Origin of the sequence: Chitinibacter tainanensis DSM 15459, from assembly GCF_000429785.1 — a bacterium.
Lineage (GTDB): Bacteria > Pseudomonadota > Gammaproteobacteria > Burkholderiales > Chitinibacteraceae > Chitinibacter > Chitinibacter tainanensis.
The window spans coordinates 195,710-220,566 of sequence record NZ_KE386951.1; the positions used below are offsets into that span (position 1 = coordinate 195,710).

At 55.6% G+C, this 24,857-nt stretch carries 18 protein-coding genes; 9 read left to right on the plus strand and 9 right to left on the minus strand.

What is annotated here, in order from left to right:
• Positions 1–8: 8 nt before the first annotated feature.
• Positions 9–1,577, minus strand: coding sequence for a DUF3369 domain-containing protein (locus G482_RS0110425; RefSeq protein WP_211227608.1), 1,569 nt, complete (start codon positions 1,575–1,577; stop codon positions 9–11).
• Positions 1,574–3,181: a sensor histidine kinase gene (locus G482_RS18205; RefSeq protein ID WP_169721067.1), complete on the minus strand. Its 1,608-nt coding sequence runs from the start codon at positions 3,179–3,181 to the stop codon at positions 1,574–1,576. The genes G482_RS0110425 and G482_RS18205 overlap by 4 nt, the downstream gene beginning before the upstream one ends.
• Before the next feature lie 172 nt (positions 3,182–3,353).
• Between G482_RS18205 and hslU the strand changes: the two genes are divergently transcribed.
• From hslU to nrdG, 3 genes are all read left to right on the plus strand, one after another.
• A complete protein-coding gene (hslU, locus tag G482_RS0110435; protein ID WP_028449985.1) occupies positions 3,354–4,676 on the plus strand; it encodes an ATP-dependent protease ATPase subunit HslU in 1,323 nt (440 codons plus the stop codon).
• Between the two features lie 397 nt (positions 4,677–5,073).
• The gene (gene nrdD / locus G482_RS0110440) at positions 5,074–7,233 is read left to right on the plus strand and encodes an anaerobic ribonucleoside-triphosphate reductase (RefSeq protein ID WP_028449986.1); all 2,160 of its coding nucleotides are present in this window, start codon (positions 5,074–5,076) and stop codon (positions 7,231–7,233) included.
• Positions 7,234–7,302: 69 nt separating this feature from the next.
• A complete protein-coding gene (nrdG, locus tag G482_RS0110445) occupies positions 7,303–7,809 on the plus strand; it encodes an anaerobic ribonucleoside-triphosphate reductase activating protein (protein WP_028449987.1) in 507 nt (168 codons plus the stop codon).
• Between the two features lie 14 nt (positions 7,810–7,823).
• Here nrdG and G482_RS0110450 read toward each other — a convergent pair whose 3' ends face one another.
• From G482_RS0110450 to G482_RS20840, 3 genes are all read right to left on the minus strand, one after another.
• A complete protein-coding gene (locus tag G482_RS0110450; RefSeq protein ID WP_084414610.1) occupies positions 7,824–9,188 on the minus strand; it encodes an O-antigen ligase family protein in 1,365 nt (454 codons plus the stop codon).
• Between the two features lie 17 nt (positions 9,189–9,205).
• Positions 9,206–9,601 carry a pilin gene (locus G482_RS20095; RefSeq protein ID WP_034619490.1) on the minus strand — a complete coding sequence of 132 codons (396 nt, stop codon included), beginning with the start codon at positions 9,599–9,601 and terminating at the stop codon, positions 9,206–9,208.
• A gap of 97 nt (positions 9,602–9,698) precedes the next feature.
• The gene (locus tag G482_RS20840; protein ID WP_308417127.1) at positions 9,699–10,148 is read right to left on the minus strand and encodes a pilin; all 450 of its coding nucleotides are present in this window, start codon (positions 10,146–10,148) and stop codon (positions 9,699–9,701) included.
• A 188-nt stretch (positions 10,149–10,336) separates the two neighbouring features.
• Here G482_RS20840 and G482_RS0110460 point away from each other — a divergent pair, with 188 nt between their 5' ends.
• The gene (locus tag G482_RS0110460) at positions 10,337–11,005 is read left to right on the plus strand and encodes a type II secretion system protein (protein ID WP_028449989.1); all 669 of its coding nucleotides are present in this window, start codon (positions 10,337–10,339) and stop codon (positions 11,003–11,005) included.
• 36 nt (positions 11,006–11,041) lie between these two features.
• On the opposite strand, the gene G482_RS19640 is transcribed toward G482_RS0110460, so the two are convergent.
• The 4 genes from G482_RS19640 to lptF form a co-directional block, all read right to left on the minus strand.
• The gene (locus G482_RS19640; protein ID WP_051258924.1) at positions 11,042–12,244 is read right to left on the minus strand and encodes a hypothetical protein; all 1,203 of its coding nucleotides are present in this window, start codon (positions 12,242–12,244) and stop codon (positions 11,042–11,044) included.
• Positions 12,245–12,344: 100 nt separating this feature from the next.
• Positions 12,345–13,358 (minus strand): UDP-glucose 4-epimerase GalE, encoded by a 1,014-nt coding sequence (galE, locus tag G482_RS0110470; protein WP_028449990.1) that lies wholly within the window; start codon positions 13,356–13,358, stop codon positions 12,345–12,347.
• A 36-nt stretch (positions 13,359–13,394) separates the two neighbouring features.
• Entirely contained in the window at positions 13,395–14,468 is a 1,074-nt protein-coding gene (gene lptG / locus G482_RS0110475; protein ID WP_028449991.1) for an LPS export ABC transporter permease LptG, read from the minus strand.
• A 1-nt stretch (position 14,469) separates the two neighbouring features.
• Complete coding sequence (lptF, locus tag G482_RS18225) at positions 14,470–15,531, minus strand: LPS export ABC transporter permease LptF (protein WP_034619492.1); 1,062 nt, start codon at positions 15,529–15,531, stop codon at positions 14,470–14,472.
• Positions 15,532–15,608: 77 nt separating this feature from the next.
• On the opposite strand from lptF, the gene G482_RS0110485 reads away from it, so the two are divergent.
• From G482_RS0110485 to G482_RS18235, 5 genes are all read left to right on the plus strand, one after another.
• The gene (locus tag G482_RS0110485) at positions 15,609–17,072 is read left to right on the plus strand and encodes a leucyl aminopeptidase (protein WP_028449992.1); all 1,464 of its coding nucleotides are present in this window, start codon (positions 15,609–15,611) and stop codon (positions 17,070–17,072) included.
• A 63-nt stretch (positions 17,073–17,135) separates the two neighbouring features.
• Positions 17,136–17,585: a DNA polymerase III subunit chi gene (locus tag G482_RS18230; protein ID WP_051258925.1), complete on the plus strand. Its 450-nt coding sequence runs from the start codon at positions 17,136–17,138 to the stop codon at positions 17,583–17,585.
• Complete coding sequence (locus tag G482_RS0110495) at positions 17,560–19,656, plus strand: hypothetical protein (RefSeq protein ID WP_028449993.1); 2,097 nt, start codon at positions 17,560–17,562, stop codon at positions 19,654–19,656. The genes G482_RS18230 and G482_RS0110495 overlap by 26 nt, the downstream gene beginning before the upstream one ends.
• Before the next feature lie 176 nt (positions 19,657–19,832).
• Positions 19,833–22,637: a valine--tRNA ligase gene (locus G482_RS0110500; protein WP_028449994.1), complete on the plus strand. Its 2,805-nt coding sequence runs from the start codon at positions 19,833–19,835 to the stop codon at positions 22,635–22,637.
• Positions 22,638–22,745: 108 nt separating this feature from the next.
• Positions 22,746–24,644: a putative bifunctional diguanylate cyclase/phosphodiesterase gene (locus G482_RS18235; RefSeq protein WP_051258926.1), complete on the plus strand. Its 1,899-nt coding sequence runs from the start codon at positions 22,746–22,748 to the stop codon at positions 24,642–24,644.
• The last annotated feature ends 213 nt before the right edge of the window (positions 24,645–24,857 follow it).

The following is a 24,857-nucleotide window of genomic DNA, read 5'->3' on the forward strand; positions in this document are numbered from 1 at the left end:
CCGCGGGCTCAGTGATCGGTGAGGGTCTGGCGAATTTCCTCGATACGGGGCAGACACTTAAAGAAGGCGTCCACCACTTTCGGGTCAAAATGCTTGCCCGATTCGCTGCGGATCGTCTCGAGCACCTGATCGCGCGGCCAAGGGTCTTTGTAGCAACGCGCATGTGTGAGGGCATCGTAAACATCGGCCAGCGCAATAATGCGCCCGGCGATATGGATCTCATCGCCCTTGAGTTTGCGCGGGTAGCCGCTGCCATCCCAGCGCTCATGGTGCTCATAGGCGATCACCGACGCCATTTTCAGAATGCGGGGCTTGGATTCGCGCAGCATGTCATAGCCCAGCTGGGCATGGGTATCCATCACCGCCCGCTCGGCACTATCGAGTGGCCCGGGTTTATTCAGCACCTGATCGGGAATCCCCACTTTACCAATATCATGCAGCGGGCTGGCCGCGCGGATAATTTGCGCCTCTTCTTCGCTCAAGCCCAGCTCCAGCGCCAGCACATAGGAAAACTCAGCCATGCGATGAATGTGTTTGCCGGTATCTTTCGAGCGGTTTTCAATCACCTCGGAAAGCTGATAGATAATACTGCGCTGGGTGTCTTCGATTTCTTTATTCAGCATCAGGTTTTCGTAGGCAATGGCCACGTTTTTGCAGAATAAATCGATTAGATTGGCATCGGGGTGTGATAGCTCGACCGGGCCATCGATAATCAGCAGATTAATCGGCCCGTGCGGCGAGATAAAAAAGCCTACGAAATGATCACTGGCAAACACGCTTTGCTGCTTGCTGATCGCCTCATCGATTGACGGCTGCAGGCGGCTCAGCTCGGCACCGCTGAGTGGCTGGCCGCAAAACTGCTGATACCCCCCGGTGGCATACATCACCACTAGGTCATTATCCTGGCTTAGCGCAGCCATACCCCCATTCACCACCAAGTAGAGCGCGTCTTGCTCAAAAAACAGCAAGGACTGCAGCTGCTCCAGCACGCCCTGGGCAAATTGCTGGATTGACTGCAGGCGGAAAATACTGGTTGAAGCATCCACGACTTTGATCAGGCCACGGCGGTTGGCTTCCAGCTGGCGGCGCTGATGCTCGATCAGCATGATGTCGTTGTAGGAACGCAAAGTACCCAGTACCGAGGTATACAGTTTGTCGCGAGTCAGCTCGGTTTTGGCTTTGTAATCGTTGATGTCGTAGTTTTCGATCACATGCCGTTCAGGTGCCACGCCGGGCTGGCCGGTGCGCAAAATGATGCGGATATGATGGTTATTTAAGGTTTCGCGAATTTCGCGCGCCACCATCAGGCCGGCGTCTTCGGTTTCCATCACCACATCAAGCAAGACCAGCGCAATATCATCGCGCTGGGCCAGTAGCTCAACGGCCTCACGGCCGGAGTAACAGGACAGAATATTCAGCGGCCGCTTCAGAAAATCAATATTAGTCAGCGCAAGCTTGGTAACGTGATGGATATCAGGCTCATCATCGACCACCAATACATTCCAGGGCTGCACCTTATTCTGCTCTTCGACCTGGGTATCGTCTTCCAGCCAGTTGTCGTCGTCCAGCATGCTCATTGTGTCGTACTCCCTAAACCGTAACGGGGAAACTGAATGACAAAACACGCGCCACCGCCCGGTGTTTCTTCGATATGAATCGAACCTTTCAGATGCGCGACCACCAGATTGTGCACGATGCTCATCCCTAGGCCACTGCCACCTTGTCCACGTTTTGTAGTGTAGAACGGCTCGAATACTTTTGCTCGCGCGGCCGGCTCGATGCCGCGCCCGTTATCCTGAAAGCGCAGCTCTAGCACCGTGCTAGATAACTCCTGCACACTAATCTGAATCTGCCCGGCTTGCTCGGGGGTAAACGCATGCAAAATCGCGTTATTCACCAGATTATTGATGATCTGGGTAAAGGCCGATGGATCGGCGCGCAACTGGATCGCCGCCGGGCAGCTCAGCGCAATTTGATGAGCGGTTTTGCGCAAAGTGGGGCGCAGCGATTGCAAGATTTCTTCCAGATAATCGCCAAGTACAAACTCCCGCACCACCGCGGCCGTCTGATCCACCGAGATATTTTTAAAGCTGCGAATCAGCGCGGCGGCGTGATCACAATGCCGCAAAATCAGCGTGGCCGCATCGCGAGCGACAGTGGCGTAATGCTGTAGATCGCTTTTCTTGAGATGGCCTTCTTCCAGTTGCTGCTGCAGGGTATGGGTTTCAGTATCGAGCGTGGATGCGGCGGTCAGCGCAATACCCAGCGGGGTATTTACCTCATGCGAAACCCCGGCCACCAGCGCGCCGAGGGCGGCGAGTTTTTCTGATTCGATCATTTGCTGCTGGGCGCGGCGCAAATGGCCCAGCGCAGCCTCGGCCTCTTCTTTGGCTTGCGCCAGTTCGGCCGTGAATTGCCGCTGGGTGGTCACATCGGCCTGCGCGCCCACCACCCGAATCACCCGCCCGCTAACATCACGATCGGCCACGCCATGGCACACCAGCACTCGCCAGCCTCCATCCTGATGGCGCAAGCGATATTCCAGCGCCAAGATGCGCTCGCCCTCCAGCGGGCGAATTTGCACATATTGCAAAAACTGGCTTTTGACCGCGTCAAGATCATCCGGGTGCAGCAAGCCATGCCAGCTGGCCAGCTCATCGGCTAATTCATGCTCGGCGTAGCCCAGCATGGATTTCCAGCGCGAAGAAAAATACCACTGATCGTGCTCGGCATCCCATTCCCAGATGCCATCGCCCGTGGCCTCCAAGGCCAATGCCCAGCGGCGCTCAGAGCGGCGCAGCTGCAAGCTGATGTCGTTGATTTCATCCAGTGCATCGGCAAACAGCTCATTGCGCTCGCGCAAGGCGATCAGCTCCAGCTCCTGCGCAGCCAGCCGCTGACCACAGGCCTGCAGCAACGGTTGCCACCAGCCGGTGTGGGCGGTGTGTAAAAAGGGGTCGCCCTCGGCGCGCCAGCGCTGCAAAACGCGCTGACGTTGCGCCAGCAACCACAACCCCGAAAACACTAGGGGTATAGCCATACAAAAAAGCAATACCAAGGCCAGTAGCGCAATACCCTGCCAACTCAGGCTAACCGCCAGCGCCCTGCTACTAATCTGGAATGGCCATTGCTCCAGCGGCAACAAAACCAGCGCCAGCAGCAGGCCCGCAGGCAATAACACCACGCCCGCCATCGCCCCATAAAAATATCGCTTCGCTGTCACAGGCCGCCCGCATCTGCATTGACCGGCTCTTACTATAGACAGGCATTGCGCCGCGCGCCGCGCCAAGCGGGGCTTTAAATTCGGCGGCACGGCACTATTTAATACAGCATTGATTCCCAGGAAGCACAGCATGACGCAGATGACCCCACAGGAAATTGTTCACGAGCTGGACAAACACATTGTTGGCCAAGCCGCCGCCAAAAAAGCCGTGGCCATTGCCTTGCGCAATCGCTGGCGGCGCCAGCAAGTGGCCGAGCCGCTGCGGCATGAAATCACCCCGAAAAACATTCTGATGATCGGCCCCACCGGGGTGGGCAAAACCGAAATCGCCCGCCGGCTGGCCAAGCTAGCTGACGCGCCGTTTATTAAAGTCGAAGCCACCAAATTCACCGAAGTGGGTTATGTGGGCAAAGATGTCGACAGCATCATTCGCGATCTGATGGAAATCGCCATCAAGCAGGTGCGCGATCAGGCCATCGCCCGCAACCGCGTTAAAGCCGAAGCCGCGGCGGAAGAGCGCGTACTGGATGTGCTGCTGCCCCCACCGGCAAACAGCTATGGCAGCGTGAATCACGATGACAGCCAAAGCGAAACGCGGCAGAAATTCCGCAAAATGCTGCGCGAAGGCAAATTTGACGACAAAGACATCGAAATCGACGTCGCCGCCGCCCCACCGACCATGGAAGTATTCAGCCCGCCGGGGATGGAAGACTTTTCCAATCAGCTGCAGCAGATGTTTAAAGGCGCGATGGGCGGCAAAACGAAGAAGCAAAAACTCAAAGTCGCCGACGCACTCAAGCTACTGGTGGATGAAGAAGCCGCGAAGCTGGTGAACGAAGACGATGCCAAGCAAGAAGCACTGCAAGCTGTAGAGCAAAACGGCATTGTGTTTATCGACGAGATCGATAAAGTCACCACCCGCGCCGAAGGCAGCAGCGGCGAAGTCTCACGCCAAGGGGTACAGCGCGATTTGCTGCCGCTGGTAGAGGGCACGACGGTCAGCACCAAATATGGCATGGTGAAAACCGACCACATTCTGTTTATTGCTAGCGGCGCCTTCCATCTGGCCAAACCATCGGATCTGATCCCTGAGTTGCAAGGCCGTTTCCCGATCCGCGTGGAGCTCAATTCGCTCACCGTCGATGATTTCGCCACCATCCTGACTGGTACCGATGCGTGCCTTGCCAAGCAGTATCAGGCGCTGCTGGCCACCGAAGAGATCGAGGTGCAATTTACGCCTGAAGGCATTCAGCAAATGGCGGCGATGGCGTTTCAGGTGAACGAAAGCACCGAAAACATCGGTGCGCGCCGGCTGTACACCATCATGGAACGGCTACTGGAAGATGTTTCCTTCGAGGCCAAACGCGGCGCCGTGGTGGTCGATGCCGAATTTGTGCGCCAGAAACTCGGCGGCGTTGCGGCCAACGAAGACCTCGCGCGCTACATGCTCTAAACACCGCCTGGGTATTGCCTTGGAGGCTAGATATTCAAAAGCCCCAATAGCAATACCCCTTTCATTTCTGCAAAGACCACTCCGCCAGACCGCCACGCGCCAATCCCATCCCCGCGCCACAATATCACCCGGCCAGCCGACGAGCACCTCCGCCTTACAGGCTGCAGCGCCAGTACGCGTCAGAATTTGACCCGCATCAAAACTCAAATATTTAGCGCAACGCCCCCGCAAAAAACACAATATATTGTGTTTCAACACGACATCAGCCCCTAGCTGAAGTCGTGCAGGTTGTTCCGGTCTGCGTGCAGACCATCACGGAGCCATATTTCGGGCGGGCCAACCGCCCGCCCGCTTTTTTGGCCCTAGCGCCCCTTTTCTTGCGAGGATTTTGCCCATCATGCTCAAAGTGACCAAACGCGACGGAGCCCGTGCCGCCTACGATAGCGCCAAGATTTTTGAAGCCTGCCGCAAAGCGGCCTCGGCGGCGCGCTATCCGCAGCCCGAGGCGCTGGCCGAACGGATCACCGAGCAAGTGGAAGAAACCTGCCGCCTGCTCAGCCAGCAAGGCCCGCTCGACATCCCGACGATTCAGCAGCTAGTAGAAAACGCCCTGATGCTGGAATACCCGGAAGTGGCGCGGATTTACATCGAGTATCGCCACGATCGTGATCGTATTCGCGCGCAAGGCTCAGAACTGCACGCCAAGCTGATGGGGCTGGTGAATAAAACGGATGTGGATGCCACCACCGAAAACGCCAATAAAGACGCCAATGTATTCCCGGTAATGCGTGATTTGATGGCCGGGATTGTCTCCAAGCAATTTGCCAGCACTTTTCTGCCCAAAGACATTCTGGAAGCGCACAATAGCGGTGATATTCATTTTCACGATCTGGATTACTCGCCGTTTCTGCCTTTTACCAACTGCTGCCTGGTTGATCTGAAAGGCATGCTGGAACACGGCTTTCGCCTGGGTAATGCCAAGATCGAAAGCCCTAAATCCGTAGGCGTGGCCTGCGCGGTGACGGCACAAATCATTGCCCAGGTGGCCAGCCATCAATACGGCGGCACCACGATTCCGAATATCGATCAAACGCTGGCGCCGTATGTACTGAAAACCTACGAGAAAAACCTGGCCATTGCCGCCGACTATGGCATCAGTGAGCCGGAACGCTATGCGCGCGAACGCACCGAAAAAGAAGCCTACGATGGCATTCAGGCCTGCGAATACGAGATCAACACGCTGTTTAGCTCGAATGGCCAGCAGCCGTTTGTGACATTCTCGTTCGGCATGGGCACCAGCTGGGCGGAGCGGATTATTCAGCAGGCAATTTTGCGCGTGCGCATCAAAGGGCTGGGCAAAGAAGGCACTACACCGGTGTTTCCGAAACTGGTGTTCTTTCTGGAAGCCGGCATCAACCTCAAACCCAGCGACCCGAACTACGACATTAAACAGCTGGCGCTGGAATGCACATCGAAACGGATGTACCCCGACATCATCTCGGCCAAGCTCAACCGCCAGATCACCGGCTCTAGCGTGCCGGTCTCGCCCATGGGCTGCCGCAGCTTTCTGTCGGTGTGGCGCGATGAAGCCGGGCGCGAAGTATTGGATGGGCGCAATAACCTGGGCGTGGTCAGCCTGAACTTGCCGCGCATCGCGCTTGAGGCGCAAGGCAGCCAGACCCGCTTTTTTGAGATTTTGCACAGCCGCCTGCAGCTATGCTACCAAGCGCTGAATATCCGCATTCAGCGTCTATCCGGCGTGAAAGCCAATGTGGCGCCGATTTTATATACCGAAGGCGCATTTGGCGTACGGCTCAAACCGCAAGACGACATCATGAGCCTATTTCGTAATGGCCGCGCCTCGATTTCGCTGGGCTATATCGGCTTGCATGAAGTAGGCGTGCTGCTGTTTGGCGCGCATCCGGCCGAATGTGCCGAAGCGCAGGCCTTCTTGCGCCATGTGGTGCGGGTGATGGCCGACACCACCACGCGTTGGAAAAAAGAAACCGGCATCGGCTTCTCGCTGTATTCCACCCCGAGTGAATCACTGTGCCATCGTTTCTGCAAACTGGATGCCGCGCGTTTTGGCGACATCGCCGAAGTGACCGACAAGGGCTACTACACCAACTCCTTCCATCTGGATGTGCTGCGCAAGGTCAACCCCTTCGCCAAGATCGACTTTGAAGCCGGCTACGCCGAATACGCCAGCGGCGGGCATATTACCTATGTTGAGCTACCGAATATGCAGCACAACCTGCTGGCGCTAGAGCGCATTTGGGATTACGCAGTAGAAAAAGTGCCGTACTTTGGCAGCAACACCCCAGTCGATGCCTGCGGCGCCTGCGGGTTTATGGGCGAAGCGTTGGCCACCGCGGCAGGTTTTGTCTGCCCGGACTGCGGCAACACCGACAGTGCGACACTTTCCGTCACCCGCCGCGTTTGCGGCTACCTCGGCAGCCCCAATGCACGGCCATTTAACGCCGGCAAACAAAAAGAAGTGATGCGCCGCGTAAAGCATTTTGAAGCAGTGAGCGAGCGCAAACTGGCGAAGGTATAGCCCACCAAGCCGCATAAATATTAGATTTTCAGAATATACCGCTATAGGTATCGCCAAGCAGAGATCACCATGAACTACGATCGCTACTACACCTACGATATGGTAAACGGCCCGGGGCTTAGAGTGACGCTTTTTGTCACTGGCTGCGTCCACGCCTGCCCCGGCTGCTACAACCAATCCACATGGGATAGAAAATCGGGTCACCCTTTTACGGCACAAGTCCAGCAAGAATTACTGGATGCCTGCGAAGAACTCGACGGTCTCAGCCTATCTGGAGGTGATCCACTTCACCCCGCCAACCGCGCAGCGATTCTTTGGCTCTGCAAAGCCTTTAAAGCCAGATATCCAGAAAAGAATATTTGGTTATGGACGGGGTATTTGTTTGAAGAAGTGCAGGAGCTGGAGGTGTTTGGATTTGTGGATGTGGTGATCGACGGCAAATACGAAAAAGAAAACCCCACCACATTGCCGTGGCGCGGATCGGGAAATCAGCGTGCTATTGAGTTGCAGCATTTGCGAATAAAAGATCACGCTCAAGGCAATATCCAAAGATCAAAAATGCAAGCCGCAACATGAGTGAGTGAGCGAGCTTAAAACGTACCGACAATCCAAAACCGTGGCATGGCCTCACCCAACTCGAGCAAACTACTCTGAAATGTAATTACACTAAGCACAACCAAACCAATAGCCAATGTAACCGCAACCGCTTTGGTCAGGGACTGAGACATTACAAATCCATGTACAGATTGGTAAGGAGGGACTAGCATTGCGACGAGCAAGATGTACATCTGGGAAATGGGGTAGACGGTATTTCCAGACCAAAGTGCATCACAAAGAATGGCCACCATGACCGCCAGCAACACCTGCCCACCAAGACATTGGAAAAGATGGCGATAATATTTGTAGGTTAGATACACAAGAAGCAGCAGCGCTGGAATACCCCATTCAGCAGCAATATTCAGATAAAAATTATGTGGGTGTGCCACAAACGAACTTAAACTTGCAAAGTGCTGAGGCCCGATTCCAAACAGTGGATTCGATATTGCCACTTTAATGGCCAAAACCCAAAGATCATATCGACTACTTGTTACTGCGTTGATTGAATTTAGTTGACCAGCACCAAACCTTGAGAAAAAATCCCCAGTAAATCCCTTATTAAAAACAAGCTCGGATACCAGCGATGTGAAAAAATAAAGAAGTAAGGCCAGAACGATACTGATTAATGAGTATATTAAAACAGCGCGCTTATTTTTACCCGTAAAAAACAACACTACCAAACCGAGCAAAACGGATAGCAATCCTGAGCGTGCGCCACCAATTAATAACAAACTCAAAGTCAGAGAACTTGCCAACAACGCAAATAAGACATGCATGCCCCACATTTGCTTCAACCGAACTGTAAGCCATGGTAAAAAAATCAAAATAACCTGTGCCGAGTTGATGTAACGAACATTCTCAACAAATGGATATAGAGGAACAATGTCGACACGAAAAAAAATGCCTACTGGCAAACTAGCCAAAAATGAGAAAAAAGAGAAATAAAACAAGACACCATACAATATTGAAAATACCAGGCTAGTCTCAGCCAAACCAAAGCGAAAAATGTAAAGCTGCTTTATACCAAAACTCTGGCTTTGCACAAAAACAAGATAAGCCAAAATAATTAAAATCAGCTCAACAAGGGCATAAATTGGCCTAACAGCCATTAATGAACTTAAAAAGCCCAGCCATAGAATTACAACAAAACCAAAACCAACCCGAATGACGCGCATCTTACAAAACAATGCAGAGATCGTAAAGACCAGCAACATCAGCATCCGAAAACGATCATAATAATCAGCTGAAACAGCATCAAAAATAGAGTTAAGCAAAGGCCAGGAAAAAGACCAAACCAACAAAACACCCACGAGAAGATATTTATTCCATTCTTTACTTATTATCGAATAACGAAGCATTATTAATTATCGACTTCTTAACTACAGGTTTCAGGTCGAAGCTCTACAACTATATTGCTAGTTGTACACACCCATTGATCGGCAACGCTACTATATATCAAGGTGACCACACCACCAACAAGACTACTAGGCGTATTCTGCAGCTCACATGTTATTGAAGTTGTATCTACAGTTGTTTTACAGTTATAAGTTAATTCTTGCAATCCAATACTCGCCGGGCTATTATTGATATCGCCATTATTAGATCGAGTAACAAAATTCACTTTTCCAGTTGAAATTTCTGAGAATGCAGCCACTACTTTGCTACGGGCCAAATAAATTTGGTACTGAGCACTCGCAATCGAAGCAATAATTCCAATGATTGCAACAACCACCATCAATTCAATCAGAGTTAGGCCTATTTGTTTGCGCATTGCTCTTCCCCTGTGCTTTATAACTCCAGAAGCATAGTTCATGCCTTGTTATAAAAAAACCCCATCCAAGGATGGGGTTTAACAAAAATGTTAAGAGTTATGATTGCGGGCAAGTTTTAGGAGCCAATGTTTTATCAGTAGCGCCAGTGGTCTCACAAGTCCAGCCACCAACCGCAGAACGAGTCAGCGTCAATTTAGCTGCATTCACAGATGCAGGAGCATTTTGCACTGTGCATTCAATTGTCCCTGTGCCATCATCTGCAAAGTCAGTGGCCAAAGTGCAATTGCCTGTTGTTGCTTTAGGGAATGGAGAGCCTGCAGCTCCAGCATCAGGAATATCAGTACCTTTTGTACCATTATTAAGCAATTCTTCAATTGCCGTTTTACCAGCTGAAGCTTCAGCCAAGCCAGCTGTCAATTTTGCTTTGGCTTGATAGTTTGAGTATGCGGGAATCGCTACGGCCGCCAAAATACCAATGATCGCTACAACGATCATCAACTCGATCAGGGTGAAACCTTGTTGGGCACGTTTCATAGTGTTTTGCATTCTTAAAACTCCTGTTTAAAGTGAGGGTGAGAGCTTTTGCTCGCTCGAATCTGATTAAGCACTTTGCGTGCCAAGTACAACTCACGCTTAGATTCCAATACTCACGGCCTGTGACAACATTCACAATTGCTAGTCTATCGGCAATAGGTCAGGACACCTCAACACTCAGTCAAACGGAGTGCGCAACCTTGAAACAACTACCGCGGGGCTTCAGCCTCGTTGAAATAGCCGTGGTATTGGTCATTGTCGGCCTACTGATGGCGGGGCTGCTGGGGCCATTAGGGGCGCAGCTGGAAGCGCGCAAGTTGGCGCAGACGAAAACTGTGCTGGAGACCAGCAAAGAGGCGCTGCTGGGCTTTGCGGTGCAGAATAAGCGGCTGCCCTGCCCGGCCAATCCGAGTACTAGCGGCACGGGCGAGGGCCTGGAAGACTTGAACACCGGCACTGGCAGCTGCAATCGCCTCGTCGGCGCGCTGCCATGGGTGACGCTGGGGGTCAGTAAAGTGGATGGCTGGGATCGTCGAGTGACGTATCGCGTCAGTAATAGCTTTTCACGCAGCAGCAGCCTGCCGAATTTGAGCAGTAGCGGCGATATCACGGTTCGCGCGAGCAGCGGCGGCACCATCGTAGCGAATAACTTGCCGGTGGTGCTCGTTTCACATGGCAAGGATGGTCTGGGTGGCTATGCCAATGATGGCTCAAGCCTGGCCGCCGCGACAGGTGATCAGCTAGAAAACAGCAATGGCGATACCACGTTTATTAGCCGCAATGCCGATGAGAGTTACGACGATGTCACGGCCTGGTTGCCGACGACTTTAGTACTAGGGCGCATGGTGAGTGCTGGGGTATTGCCATAAAAGCATTATCCTCAATAGATCTGATCCATATACTCTCTAGGGTATGCTAAACAGCCGATCATTGCTGCCCGCACTTGGCCACACATAGGCATCATCTGCCGCGCCACCCCAGCCATCTTGATTGGCGGCGTCTTCCAGATAATCACTCAAATTTGTACTCACCACACTGCTGGTCGTTTGTGTAGCGGCAATGCGGGCGATATTGGCTTGTGGCGTGCCGGGCAAGAAAAATAGCACGGAGGGGTGGCTATCGGCTTGGCCACTGCGCTGCACCGTCAGCACTCCGCAACTGGCCGTGCCTCCCACGGTATAGTACACCGCACGATGCCAGAGATTATTGCGAAACCAGGTGGGGTAGTTGATGGCGGCATATGTCTCATCGGTTTGCGGCAGAATGCCGCGACATTCGCCCACCACACTAGGACACCAATCCGTGCTGCTGCCGCTATTCTGCCGATTATCGCTGCAGCGGGCGTCGCTGATACGCGCCGGCGCCGGATAGTAACCGTGGCTGGAGCGATAGCTCTCTAGCGCCAGTTTAATTTCGCTAGCCAAGCGCTGCTTGAGTCGGTCCAGCCAGTCACTGGCGCTGATGATCAGCAGCTGATCGTTAAAGCTAGCATCTAGACTGCCCTGAATATATGGGCCACCGGCCGTGGCGTTATTGCGCCCCGCGCGGGCTTCGAGAAAGGCGGCGGCATTCCACAGATTACTGCGATCTTGACCATAAATCCCGGGCCCGGGCGCAAATAAAATGGCGGCGGCTTCATCACCCGCTGCCGTGGCCAGCGTCGTGCCATCGTTTTGATACACCTGCAGTGTGGCGCGCAAATCGCTATTGAGCAGCCGCCCGCTGGCCGGAGCGCGGAAATTACTATCCCGCGTATACCACAGTGTTTCACCCCAGCCATCGAGCGGATTTTGAATTCCCAGCGTACGCCAAGGGAGGCGGCCGACTTCACCATGCGCACAGCTACTGGCCGCAATGCCCTCGCCTAATGAAGTACTCAGATACGGGCAAGGTAGCTGCAACGGCACGCCAGCTGCGTTGGGCTGGGTTAGCGAATAGGCCACTAGTGCCGCGCGAGCCGTGAGCAAGGCCTCGGCCGAACGTTGCTGCCGCAGCGCGCTTTGCTCGCGCGATTTTAGTTCGCGCAGCAGCAGCGAGCTACCGACCGCCGCGAGCAGAAAAAGTAAAAGCAGCAAGGCAACGCCCTGCTGCTGGGAAGGTAAACGCATGCACAACCCGGCAAGCAACAGACTTCATCACTATAGAAAACGCACGCTAGAACGCGCGAGCGAAGTCAGCCGGAAGCTTGCGGGTTGCTGGGGCGAGGAATTAGTCGCCGTAGCCCTGCGGATTCTGGCTTTGCCAGCGCCAGCTGTCATTGCACATGTCTTGCAGATTTTTCTCAGCGCGCCAGCCCAGCTGCTCGAAGGCGGCTTGCGGGTCAGCGTAGCACGCGGCAATATCCCCCGGCCGCCGCGCCACAATCTGATACGGCACCGTACGACCCGAGGCAGTTTCAAATGCTTTGACCATATCGAGCACAGAATAACCATTGCCCGTGCCCAGATTCACCGTCACATTGCCCGGCTTAGTGGCCAGTTTTTGCAGCGCTTTGACATGCCCGATGGCCAGATCAACCACATGGATATAATCGCGCACACCAGTGCCATCCGGCGTTGGGTAATCGCCACCAAAGACCGATAATTTGTCGCGCTTACCCACCGCTACTTGCGCGACAAATGGCATCAGATTATTCGGGATGCCTTGCGGGTCTTCGCCAATCAGGCCCGATTCATGCGCGCCCACCGGATTGAAATAACGCAGCAGGGCGATGTTCCACTCAGGCTCGGCCACGCGTAAATCGCGCAGCATGTCTTCGATCATCAGCTTGCTCCGGCCATATGGATTGGTGGCCGAGAGCGGAAAATGCTCCAGAATCGGTACGGTGTGCGGGTCGCCGTACACGGTGGCGCTGGATGAGAACACCAGATTTTTAACTCCAGCCGCCTTCATTGCCTCCAAAAGGCGCAGCGTACCGACAACATTGTTGTCGTAATACTCCAGCGGCTTGGCCACCGATTCGCCCACCGCCTTCCAGCCAGCAAAATGTACCACGGCAGAAAACGCATACTGCGCAAACGCCGCCGCCATGGCAGCACGATCACGGATATCGCCCTGAATGCAACGGATCTCTTCACCCAGAATTGTCTGCAGGCGATTGAGCACTTCCGGCTTGGCATTATAAAAATTATCAAAAATCACTGGCTTAAAGCCAGCCTTGACCAATTCAATATAGGTATGCGACCCAATATAACCTGCGCCGCCAGTTAGCAAGACATACATAGTAGGGGTATCCAAAAGTACCGAATCGTGATTGTGTTAGGTGCGTTCTTGTCGCCAGAGGAAATAGCCGGCCAATAGAGCCAAAGCCAGTGTCGGCAACATCGCCGCCAAGAGTGGTGGCAAGCGATACAACTCGCCAATATACGCCATCATTTGGTTAATAAAATTAAACGTGACGCCCAGCAAAATCCCTAGGAAGATCTTCACACCCACATTGCCACTGCGACGCTGACCCAGCGCAAACGGCAGGGCGATCAGCATCATCACCACACAGGCCACCGGATAAAAAATCTTGCTCCACATCGCTAGCTCGTAGCGCGTGGTGCTTTGCCGGTTTTGCTTAAGGTGGCCGATATATTGGGCCAGAGCCGAGACGGCCATTTCTTTGGGCTTGATCATCAACACTGCCAGCATTTTCGGATCGAGCGAGCTAGTCCATGCCGATTGGGCGGCTTTGCTTACCTGCACCTGATCGACAAAAAAGCGTGTCTGTACCACATTGTGTAGCTGCCATTGGCCATCGCCTTGGTATACCGCGCGCTCGGCATCTAAGGTTTTCAGCAGTTGGTGGCGGTGATCGTGCACGTAAATGCGCAAGCCCTGCAACGTGAAATCCGGCTGCATGGCGGCCACATTGATGATCTGATCATCGTTTTTCACCCAGACGCCAGAGCGAAAGCGGCCAAACAGTAATGATTCTTTGGCGGCCACCTGATAGCGCGTCGCCGCGTCATTACTGACCGGCGCCAGATATTCGCCGGTGACAAAAGTGAGCGCCCCAAAGGCCACGCCGCCCACCACCAGCCAGCGCACCAGCCGTAGCATCGACACCCCCGCCGCGCGCATCACCGTCATCTGCGAGGTATCAGCCAAGCTAGACAGCGCAAAGATACTGCCAATCAATAAAGACACCGGCAGCAGCTCATAGGCCCGGGATGGGGCACTGAGCAAGACATACACCAGCGCATGCTGAAACTGATAGCTGCCCTTGCCCACATCACGCAATTCCCCAATCAGATCAAAAAAGACAAATAGCCCCAACAGCACCAGCAAGGTGAGCAACACATACCAGCTAATGGTGCTTAATACATAACGCCCTAACCGGCTCATTTCAGCCCCTTACCTTGCTACGCCACACATACAGCCCAACCGTCAGCAGCGCCGCCGCAGCGTGCAGTGGCCACATCCCCAGCCAGCCTGGCACTCTGCCCGTGGCAATCCAGGCCTGCAGCACATTCATGGCGTTGTAATACGAAAAAGCCAGCAAGGCCGCGAATAGAATATTGAACGAGCGCCCGCCGCGCGGGTTGGCAAACGCGAGCGGCACCGCCGCCAGCAACAAAATCAACGCCTGAATCGGCAGCGCTAGCCGCCAATGCAACTCGGCCCAGCGCTGGGGGGTGAGCTCTTTCACCAGCTCGCTGGTGCGCATGGCCTCAATCGCCGGGCTCGTCACCGGGCGGCTAGGCTCATCGAGGCGGATTTTGCCATCGCTAAAGGCCAGAATATCGTATTGCGCCACACCGGGCGTGGCTTGGTATGATTTCGCCTGCTTGAGCCACAGCCAGCGATCACCGTTGTCGTCGACCTCAATTCCGCCCTGCTCGGCCAGCACGGTGGTCAACTTGCCGTCGCGGCGGATCTGCATAAATACATTTTCGCCCTCGCCGCGCTCGCTGGAAAAATTCTCGATAAAGTACACCCGATCGGCATTGCGCGATTCGCGAAACACGCCCGGAGCCACTTGGGTCACTTCTTCGTTTTTCAGGCTGGTTTCGCGGTATTCGCGTCCTTTGAGTTGCGCCCAGGGCGAGACGATCAGCGACAACGCGGCAATCAGCAGCACCACCGGCACCCCCAGCTGCAAAACCGGCGGAATGAAGCTGTAAATCGAGCGCCCGGCCGAAAACCAGACAAACATCTCATGATCACGCCACAAGCGCGTAATCACGGTGAGGATGGTAATAAACAACATCAGGGAAAACAGCAGGGGCAAGTAGCGCACGGCGGTAAAACCCATTACCGCCCACACGGCGGAACTAGCGAGGGCGCCCAGCGCGGCCTCGCCCAATAGGCGCACCACTTGCGAGGTCATTACGATCAACAGCAAAACAATAAACAGGCCAAAGGCCAGCCATGTCATTTCATGGATCAGGGTTTTGCGAAAAAGCATCGGCGATTGTCTTTTGACTTGACGGTGGTGGAAGTGAATAATCGATTAGTTATCGAAATTGCCCCGGAGCAGCAAAGATGGAATTTACCATAGTTTCCCCCGCCCCCGAATCTGCGGATTGTTTAGTATTACCGGTTTGCGGTGAAAAACTACCCGCCTTTGGCAAGGAACTGGATATCACCGCCGGCGGCATTCTGAGCCAGGCGATTCAAGATGGCGAGCTGGCAGCCAAGGCCGGTGCCGTACTGAGCCTTGGCCTCCCAGCGGGCCTGGATTTCAAACGCGTCATTCTGGCGCAACTGGGTAAAGAACCCACCGAAGCGGCCGTACGCGACACCGCGCGTGCGCTGGCCAAAGCCCTGCTTGCCAGCAGCAACACCAGCGTCTGCGTGGCCCTGAGCGCCGCCGGCTACAAAAAACAAGACCAGCAAGCCGTAGCCCAGGAAGTGGTAAACGCCCTGATGCTGGAAGCCTATCGCTGCGAGCAGTTCAAATCTGAGCCGGCCCCCGCCAGTAAATTAGCCACCGTCAGCCTGCTGGCGCCGAAAAAAGCCGATCTGGCCGAAGTAGAAGCCGGCCTCACTTATGGCTTGGCACTGGGCCATGGCATGAATCTAACCCGCGATCTGGGCAATTTGCCACCGAATGTCTGCACCCCGGCTTATCTGGCCGAAACCGCCGTGCAACTGGCCGAGCTGTTTGATTTCTCGGCACACGTGCTGGAGCAAGAAGAGCTCGAACAACTGAAAATGGATTCCTTCCTTGCCGTGGCCAAAGGCTCGGTCGTGCCACCGAAGCTGATCGTGCTGGAATACCGCAATGCCGATAAAAAAACCAAGCCAGTGGCCCTGGTCGGCAAAGGCATCACCTTTGATTCAGGCGGCATTTCGCTCAAGCCGGGCGAAGGCATGGACGAGATGAAATACGATATGTGCGGCGCCGCGACCGTGTTGGGCGTATTCCGCGCTGTGGCCGAGCTGGATTTGAAAATCAATCTGGTCGGCGTGATTGCCGCGTGCGAAAACATGCCAGCGGGCAATGCGGCTAAACCGGGTGATATTGTCACCACCATGAGTGGCCAAACGGTCGAAATTCTGAATACCGATGCCGAAGGCCGGCTGATTTTGTGCGACGCGCTGACCTATGTGCAGCGTTTCGAGCCCGCCAGCATCATCGACATTGCCACCCTCACTGGCGCTTGCATTATTGCGCTGGGCCACACCACCACCGGCCTGTTTGCTAACGACGATGAGCTGGCGCACGCCCTGCTCAAAGCCGCCAAACAAGCAGATGACAAAGCCTGGCAGCTGCCATTGTTCGATGAATATCAAGAGCAGCTTAAATCCAACTTTGCCGATATGGCCAATATCGGTGGCCGCCCAGCCGGCTCGATTACCGCCGCAGCCTTCCTCTCACGCTTTGTGAAAGAGCAAAAATGGGCGCATCTGGACATCGCCGGCACCGCCTGGAAATCAGGCGCAGCCAAAGGCGCCACTGGCCGGCCAGTACCTTTGCTGCTGAAATACCTGAGCAATCTGTAACCCTTAGGGTATCGCCTTGCAGGCCATTTTCGACAAAGCCTGCAAGGCAATACCCAGCACACCATGACCGTAATCTCGTTTTATTTTAATGTAAGCTCGCGCGAAAGCGCCTTGTGCCAACTGGCTGGCAAAGCGATTGCCGCTGGCAAATCGGTGTGGATCCTCACCGGCTCGCCCGCCGCCAGCGCCGCGCTGGATCGCCTATTGTGGGAAGTGCCCGCCACCGGCTTTCTGCCCCACTGTGCCGCCGATGATGCAATGGTCGGGCTAACACCCATCGTGATTGATCACCGGGTAGAATTGCTGCACGATCGCGATGTGCTGTTCAACTGGACTGACCATGTTGTCACCCAGCTTGAGCGCTGCGCCCGTCTGATCGAAATTGTTGATACTGATGAAGACCTAAAACTGGCCGCCCGCCGGCGCTGGACTGCCTACAAACAACTAGGCTACGCGCCGCAGGGCACCGACATGCAGGAGCTATACCGTGCCCGAGCAGAATCCGCCGGCTGACGATTCGGTCAATCCACTCTTTAACAAGATGGATGCCCTGATGGCCCGCCATCGGCATGGTGCCGCCCCGCAGCAGGATGATATTCCGGTCCTCACCGAAGTGGCCCGCGCCCCGCAGCCGGTCAGTGATGATGATATTCCCGCGCTGACCGAGGTGGTTGAGCTCGATCTGGCCGACAAAATCGCCCATCTGGAGCGCGAATGGGTGCACGATCATCGCGAGCCGGACATTAGCCATCTCGATGCCGAAATTCCGCTGGTCGCCAGCAAAGCCAAGCCTTCGCTCGATATCGAACCGCTGCCGTTTCGCCCCAACCCGGCCCGCGCCGAAGCACAAGCGAATGCCCCCGTACCGGCCGAGCCCGCGGTAGCGCCTGCTGAGCAAGCCAAGCCGGCCACTGCCCCAGCTAGCCCAACCCGGCCTGAAACCGCCGCCCGCTGGCCACGCATTGAGACGCCAAGCCCGAAAAGCAGCGCCCCCAGCTTCACCATCCCTAGCGCACCTACGGCCACCGCAGCCAATCACAGTGCGCCGCAATTTCTGGATTTGCCGCTGCTCGATCTCACCGCCCTGAACGAGCCCCCCCGCGAGTTGCTGGATTTACCCGAGCTGGCCATCCACACCCCACGCGATCCTGAAGCGCTGGTTGAGCCAGAATTTATCGCTACCGATTTGGTCTTGCCACTGGACGAGCTGCCCACCCTGAGCGTGGCGGAGCCGGTCACGATTGGTGACTTCCAGCAAGTGCTGGCGCAAACCAGCGCCGCTGCGGCGGAAATTCCGCAACTCGATCTGGACGCGCTACTCCAGCCCTTGGACAGCAATCCAGAATTGCAAGACGACACCACGCTGAGCGTGGCCGATACCGAGATCGCACTTGCGCCCGAACAGAGCGAAGTCATCGAAGTGGCGCCACCAGCAACACTGACTGAGCCGCCGGTAGTATCGTCACTGCACGCAGAGCCCCTGCACGCAGAGCCCCTGCACGCCGAACCCCAGCCAAGCGCCGCGCAGCCCGATCTAGTCAGCAGTTCAGACTTCAGCCTGCCGGCCACCTCCAATTTAGCCAGCGAGCTAGCGCCAACACTGGTGACTGAGGATGAACTCAGCATTAGTCTTGGGGATGAAATCCACCTGACCATTGCCGATCTGGCGCCCGCTGCGCCCGTACTCACCGAGTGGGCAGCGCCCGCGCTGGAGGCCAAGGCCCTTAGCCTGAACGACACCCCTCTAGAGCAAAACAGCACCAACACCGGCATGGTTGCCGGGTTAGCTTCAAAGCCAGCGGCAAGCGCAGGGGCAGAAACACCTGACGCCTTAGCGGACGGTACGCATCGCATCGCTTCACCGCTGGCCGCGCCTGAGCAACCCGCCGCGTCCGCCGCCGGCGCGATGGAATGGGCCGCTGTGCCCGATTTGCCACCCGCCGCCAGCGTCAGCTTTGAGACGAGCAAAACACCGCAACCCAATACCACACCGTCCAGCGCCAGCCTGCACTGGGACGATGAAGAAGAGCTGGTTTTATACGCTGCTCCGGCCGCGCCGCAAGCGCATATTGATCTGGATGCCAGCGAACCCAGCCTGAGCTTTATCGAGCCAGCGATGCGCCCCCCTGCCGCCGCCCCGACTCTGGCAGAAGCAAGCACCGAAAGCACAAGCTCAGCCCCGTTGCCGGCAACCGCGGAAACGGCAAGCCCCACACCTGAGCTGCCACCGCAAACACTTGCCACAGCAGGCAGCGCCCCCGAACCGCAGCCGGTTGGCCACGATACCCCTGCCAGTATCGCCACAGCAGCCTTACCGGATGAGCCAAGCGAAGCTATACCCCCAACACTCAATCAGCATGCGATTGATGACATCACGGCCATGGTCGGTGCGCAGCTGGCGATAGATATCGCCAGCGAAGTCGAGCAGCTGGCTAAACAGCATTTCAGTACGCTGATGAATCAGCTGTATGAAGAAACGCTCCGCAAGCTCACCACCCAGATCAGCCTTGATCTGGAAGCCCAGCTCGCGCCGCGCATTAGCGAGTTGGTGCAGGCCGAGCTGCGCAGCAAAGGCCTACTTTAAGCTCGCAAACTAAGGGTATTGCCTGCCAAAGCTCATTAATAAAGGCTTCAGCGGCAATACCTGCCCACCAAACCGCTACCCCGCATCCCATCTAGCCCTTCACGCTGCCGCCACGCGCACCCACTTGCGCAACTGACGTATAATCTGGGGTTTCGCGTATTTTTGAGCACGCCGACATGGAACTCGCCAAGAGCTTCGAACCACAGAATATCGAATCACGCTGGTATCCGTTCTGGGAAAGCCAGGGTTACTTCAAGCCCAATATGGACCTCGCCCGCGAGGCCTTCTGCATTCAGCTGCCACCACCCAATGTGACCGGCACGCTGCACATGGGCCACGCCTTCAACCAGACCGTGATGGATGGTCTGACCCGCTACCACCGCATGAAGGGTGAAAACACCCTGTGGCTGCCGGGCACCGACCACGCGGGGATCGCCACCCAGATCGTGGTCGAGCGCCAACTGGATGCCAAAGGAACTTCTCGCCATGAATTTGGCCGCGCCGCTTTCCTCGACAAAGTTTGGGAATGGAAACAGGAATCGGGCAATACCATCACCCAGCAAATGCGCCGCATGGGCGCTTCGGTGGATTGGGATCGCGAATACTTCACCATGGACGACAGCATGTCGACCGCAGTGATCGAAGCCTTTGTGCGTTTGTACAACGAAGGCCTGATCTACCGCGGCAAACGCCTGTCAAACTGGGATGCCAAATTGGGCACCGCCATTTCCGATCTGGAAGTCATTTCCGAAGAAGAAAACGGCTCGATGTGGCATATCAAATATCCGGTGGTGGATTCCGATGAATTCATTATCGTTGCCACCACCCGCCCGGAAACCCTGCTGGGCGACGTGGCCGTGGCCATTGCGCCGGACGACGAGCGTTATCAGCATCTGCTGGGCAAACAGGTTGAGCTGCCGCTCACTGGCCGGCAGATTCCGATCATTGCCGATGAATATGTGGATAAGGCCTTCGGTACCGGTTTTGTAAAAATCACTCCGGCCCATGACTTTAACGACTATCAGGTGGGTAAACGCCACAACACGCAACTGATCAATGTGATGAGCCTGCAAGCGACGATTCTGGCCAAAGCCCAGATCTTCAGCTTTGATGGTGCCGCCTTGGGCAGTCTCGATTTACCGGCCGCCTACGCCGGCCTCACCACCGGCGACGCCCGCAAAGCCATGCTGGCTGATCTGGAAGCACAAGGGCTGTTGCTGGACACCAAACCGCACAAACTGATGGTGCCACGCGGCGACCGTACTGGCACCGTGATCGAGCCGCTGCTGACCGATCAATGGTTTGTGGCGATGAGCAAACCGACCGAGGATGGCCGCAGCATTACCGACAAAGCCCTCGACGTGGTGAAAAACGGCGAAGTGCAGTTTGTGCCTGCTGATTGGGTGAATACCTATTACGCTTGGCTGAATAATATTCAGGATTGGTGTATCAGCCGCCAGCTGTGGTGGGGTCATCAGATTCCGGCCTGGTATGACGAAGATGGCCAAGTGTATGTCGCCCGCACCGAAGCCGAAGCCCAGGCGCAAGCCCCGGGCAAAACGCTGCGCCGCGAAGACGACGTGCTGGATACTTGGTTTAGCTCGGCGCTGGTGCCGTTCTCGAGCCAAGGCTGGCCGCAGGAAACCCCTGAATTAGCGGCGTTCTTGCCATCATCCGTACTGGTGACCGGCTACGACATTATTTTCTTCTGGGTGGCCCGGATGATTATGATGACCACGCATTTCACCGGCAAAGTGCCGTTCAAGCATGTGTATGTGCATGGCTTGGTGCGTGATGCGGAAGGGCAGAAAATGTCCAAATCCGAGGGTAATGTGCTGGATCCGGTTGATTTGATCGACGGCATTGCGCTAGAGCCGCTGCTGGAAAAACGCACCACCGGTCTGCGTCGCCCAGAGAAAGCGCCAAAAGTTGCCGAAAAAACCAAGAAAGAATTCCCCGATGGCATCCCAGCCTATGGCGTGGACGCGCTGCGCTTTACCTTTGCGTCGCTGGCCTCACTGGGCCGCTCGATCAACTTTGACCAGAAACGCTGCGAAGGCTATCGCAATTTCTGCAATAAGATCTGGAACGCCACCCGCTTTGTGCTGATGAACATCGAAGGCAAAGATTGTGGCCTGGCAGACGGCGCCGAGCTGGATTACAGCTTCCCTGATCTGTGGATTATTGGCCGCCTGCAACAAGCCGAAAGCCAGGTCACCGAAGCGCTCGACACCTTCCGTTTTGACTTGGCAGCGCAAGCGATCTACGAATTCGTCTGGAACGAATACTGCGACTGGTATATTGAACTGGCCAAAGTATCGACCCAAACCGGTACCGAAGCGCAGCAACGCGCCACCCGCCGCACGCTGATCCGGGTGCTGGAGACGATTCTGCGCCTCACGCATCCGATTATGCCGTTCATTACCGAAGAGCTGTGGCAAACCGTGGCGCCGCTGGCCGGCAAAAAAGACAGCGAATCACTGATGCTGGCCCAATGGCCGGTGGCAGATCTATCACGGGTGGATGCGGTCGCCGACGCCAAGGTCGAAACCCTGAAAGCCTTGGCCTTTGCCGCCCGTAATCTGCGCGGTGAAATGGGCTTATCTCCAGCAGTAAAAGTGCCGATGTTCCTCGAAGGCAGCACAGAGATGGCCGAGTTTGCGCCTTATCTGAAGCCGCTGGCCAAACTGTCGGAAGTGAATATCGTGGCCGCGCTGCCCGCCGATGATGCGCCTGTGGCCGTCGCCGGCACCACGCGCATGATGCTGAAAGTGGAAGTGGATAAAGCCGCTGAAACCGCCCGCCTGAATAAGGAAATCGGCAAAACCACCGACACCCGCGACAAGCTGGTGGCCAAGCTGGAAAAACCAGGCTACACCGACAAAGCACCGGCGCACTTGGTCGAAAAAGACCGGGCACAGCTGGCCGAGCTGGATGACAAATTGGCGAAACTGGCCGCGCAACTGGCCAAGTTGCAATAAAATTGCGCTATTAAAAACGGCCTTCGGGCCGTTTTTTTATCGCCCAGCCCTTTAATATTGCGGCGCATTGCCGATAAGCAAAAGCCCTCACTCTGACCACCCGCCCGCATGCGCAAATACCTGCTCAGCTCTGACCCCAACACGGAAGGCATCCGCCGGCGACGGCTCGGGCAATTTATAACCATTACCATCGTGGCCCTGCTGATCAGCAGCGCGCACAATGTGTTTTTTGGCAACTGGCGTGATGCCATTTTACTGGTGAGCGGTGCGGTGCTGACGCTAGGCGCCTACGGCATGGCCAAACGCGGTTATACCCAAGCAGCATCCGCCACCTTCACCCTCAGCCTACTGGCCGTGCTGGCGGCCATTCATTGGCTAAGTACCGGCACCCACGACCCGACACTACTGGCCTATCCAGCCCTCATGGTTTTTACCGGCCTACTGTGTGCACCGTGGCTATTCTGGCTTGAGTTTGCACTGATCATGCTCAATATCACCTTACTGGTGATTGCCGAGGCACAAGGCTGGCGCGTGGCCAAGGATGCGCTCCCCGGCTGGCCATTCTGGATTGATGTCACCCTGATTATGGTGACGGTGAGCATGAGTATTGCCTTAATCATGCGCGATTTTCGCCATGCCCTAGCTTCGCTGCGCAGCGAAAATCAACGCGTACGGCGCTCTCAAAAAGAAGTGGAATTTCTGGCCAGCCACGATGCACTCACCAAGCTGCCCAACCGGCTACTGGCGCGCGATCGCTGCGAGCATGCCTTGGCTTTGGCCCGCCGTGCGCACAAGCAAACCGCCTTGCTGTATATCGATCTGGATAACTTCAAAACCATCAATGACTCCTTGGGGCATGCCGCCGGCGATCAGCTGCTGCTCACCATGAGCGAGCGGTTGCAAACCTGCGTGCGTGAAAGCGATACGGTAGCGCGCCAAGGCGGGGATGAGTTTTTGATTATTCTGGAATGCATTCCGGCACCGGAAATCGCCGCCGACATTGCCAAGCAGGTGATCCAGCGTCTGGCCGAGCCGCTGGCCCTCGGCCCGCTGAACATTACCGCTACCTGCTCGATCGGCGTCGCCGTCGCCCACGATCAGCAGGATGACTTTGATAGCCTGCTGCAAAAAGCCGATATGGCGATGTACCGGGCCAAAGGCGCCGGGCGCAATGCGTTCCGGATTTACGATGACAGCATGAACACCAAAGCCACGGAGCAACTGGAGCTGGCCTCGAAAATGCGCGTGGCGCTGATCAAATCGGAATTCACCCTGCACTACCAACCCCAATTTGATTTGCGCAGCGGCCAAATTATCGGCGCGGAGGCGCTGGTGCGCTGGCGCCACCCCGAGCTCGGCTTAGTCCCGCCAGGGAAGTTTATTCCGGTCGCAGAAAATTCTGGGCTGATCGTCGAGATGGGTGAATGGATTGTGCTGGAGGCCTGCCGACAAGCCAAGTATTGGCTAGACGAAGGCCTTGGTGAATTAGTGGTCGGGATTAATATCTCGCCGATCCAATTTCGCCGTGGCGATGTGGAGCAGCTAATCAATCACGCCCTCGCACAAACCGGCTTACCGGCGCACCTGCTGGAGCTAGAGCTTACCGAATCATTGCTACTGGAAGACTCGGCCCACCTGAAAACCATTCTGCAAAATCTACGTAGCCTAGGCATCAGTTTCTCGATTGATGATTTTGGCACGGGATATTCCAATCTGAGCTACCTCAAGCATTTTGAAGTCGAGCGTCTCAAGATTGATCAATCATTTATACGTCGCCTGAGCGATGATGCGCACGATGAGGCCATTGTGCGGGCAATTATTCAAGTGGCAGATAGCCTGAATCTACACCTGATCGCAGAAGGGATTGAGGACACCCGCACCCTAACCAAGCTGCAAGAGCTTGGGTGCGAGCAAGGCCAGGGCTTTTTGTGGTCGCCAGCAATTACCGCAAGCGAGTTCAAACGCTATGTGCTGCAGCATCAAGCCAGCCCCTCGCCGGCAGCCTAATCGGCAATAGCCGGCGCGCACCGGCCATCGCCTCGCCTGAGGGCTATTTCACTTCGGGGATCTCTCCCGCCCCTCCAAAGTGTTTCTTTTTGGAAACACATCGCCTTATCAAGGCAATATTCCAGCACTTTTTGTTCAGACACCCGCCAAACGGCAGGTGCTGCAGCACCAGCGGCTGTTCTTGTTACACTTTGCCACCCTCATACCAACGGA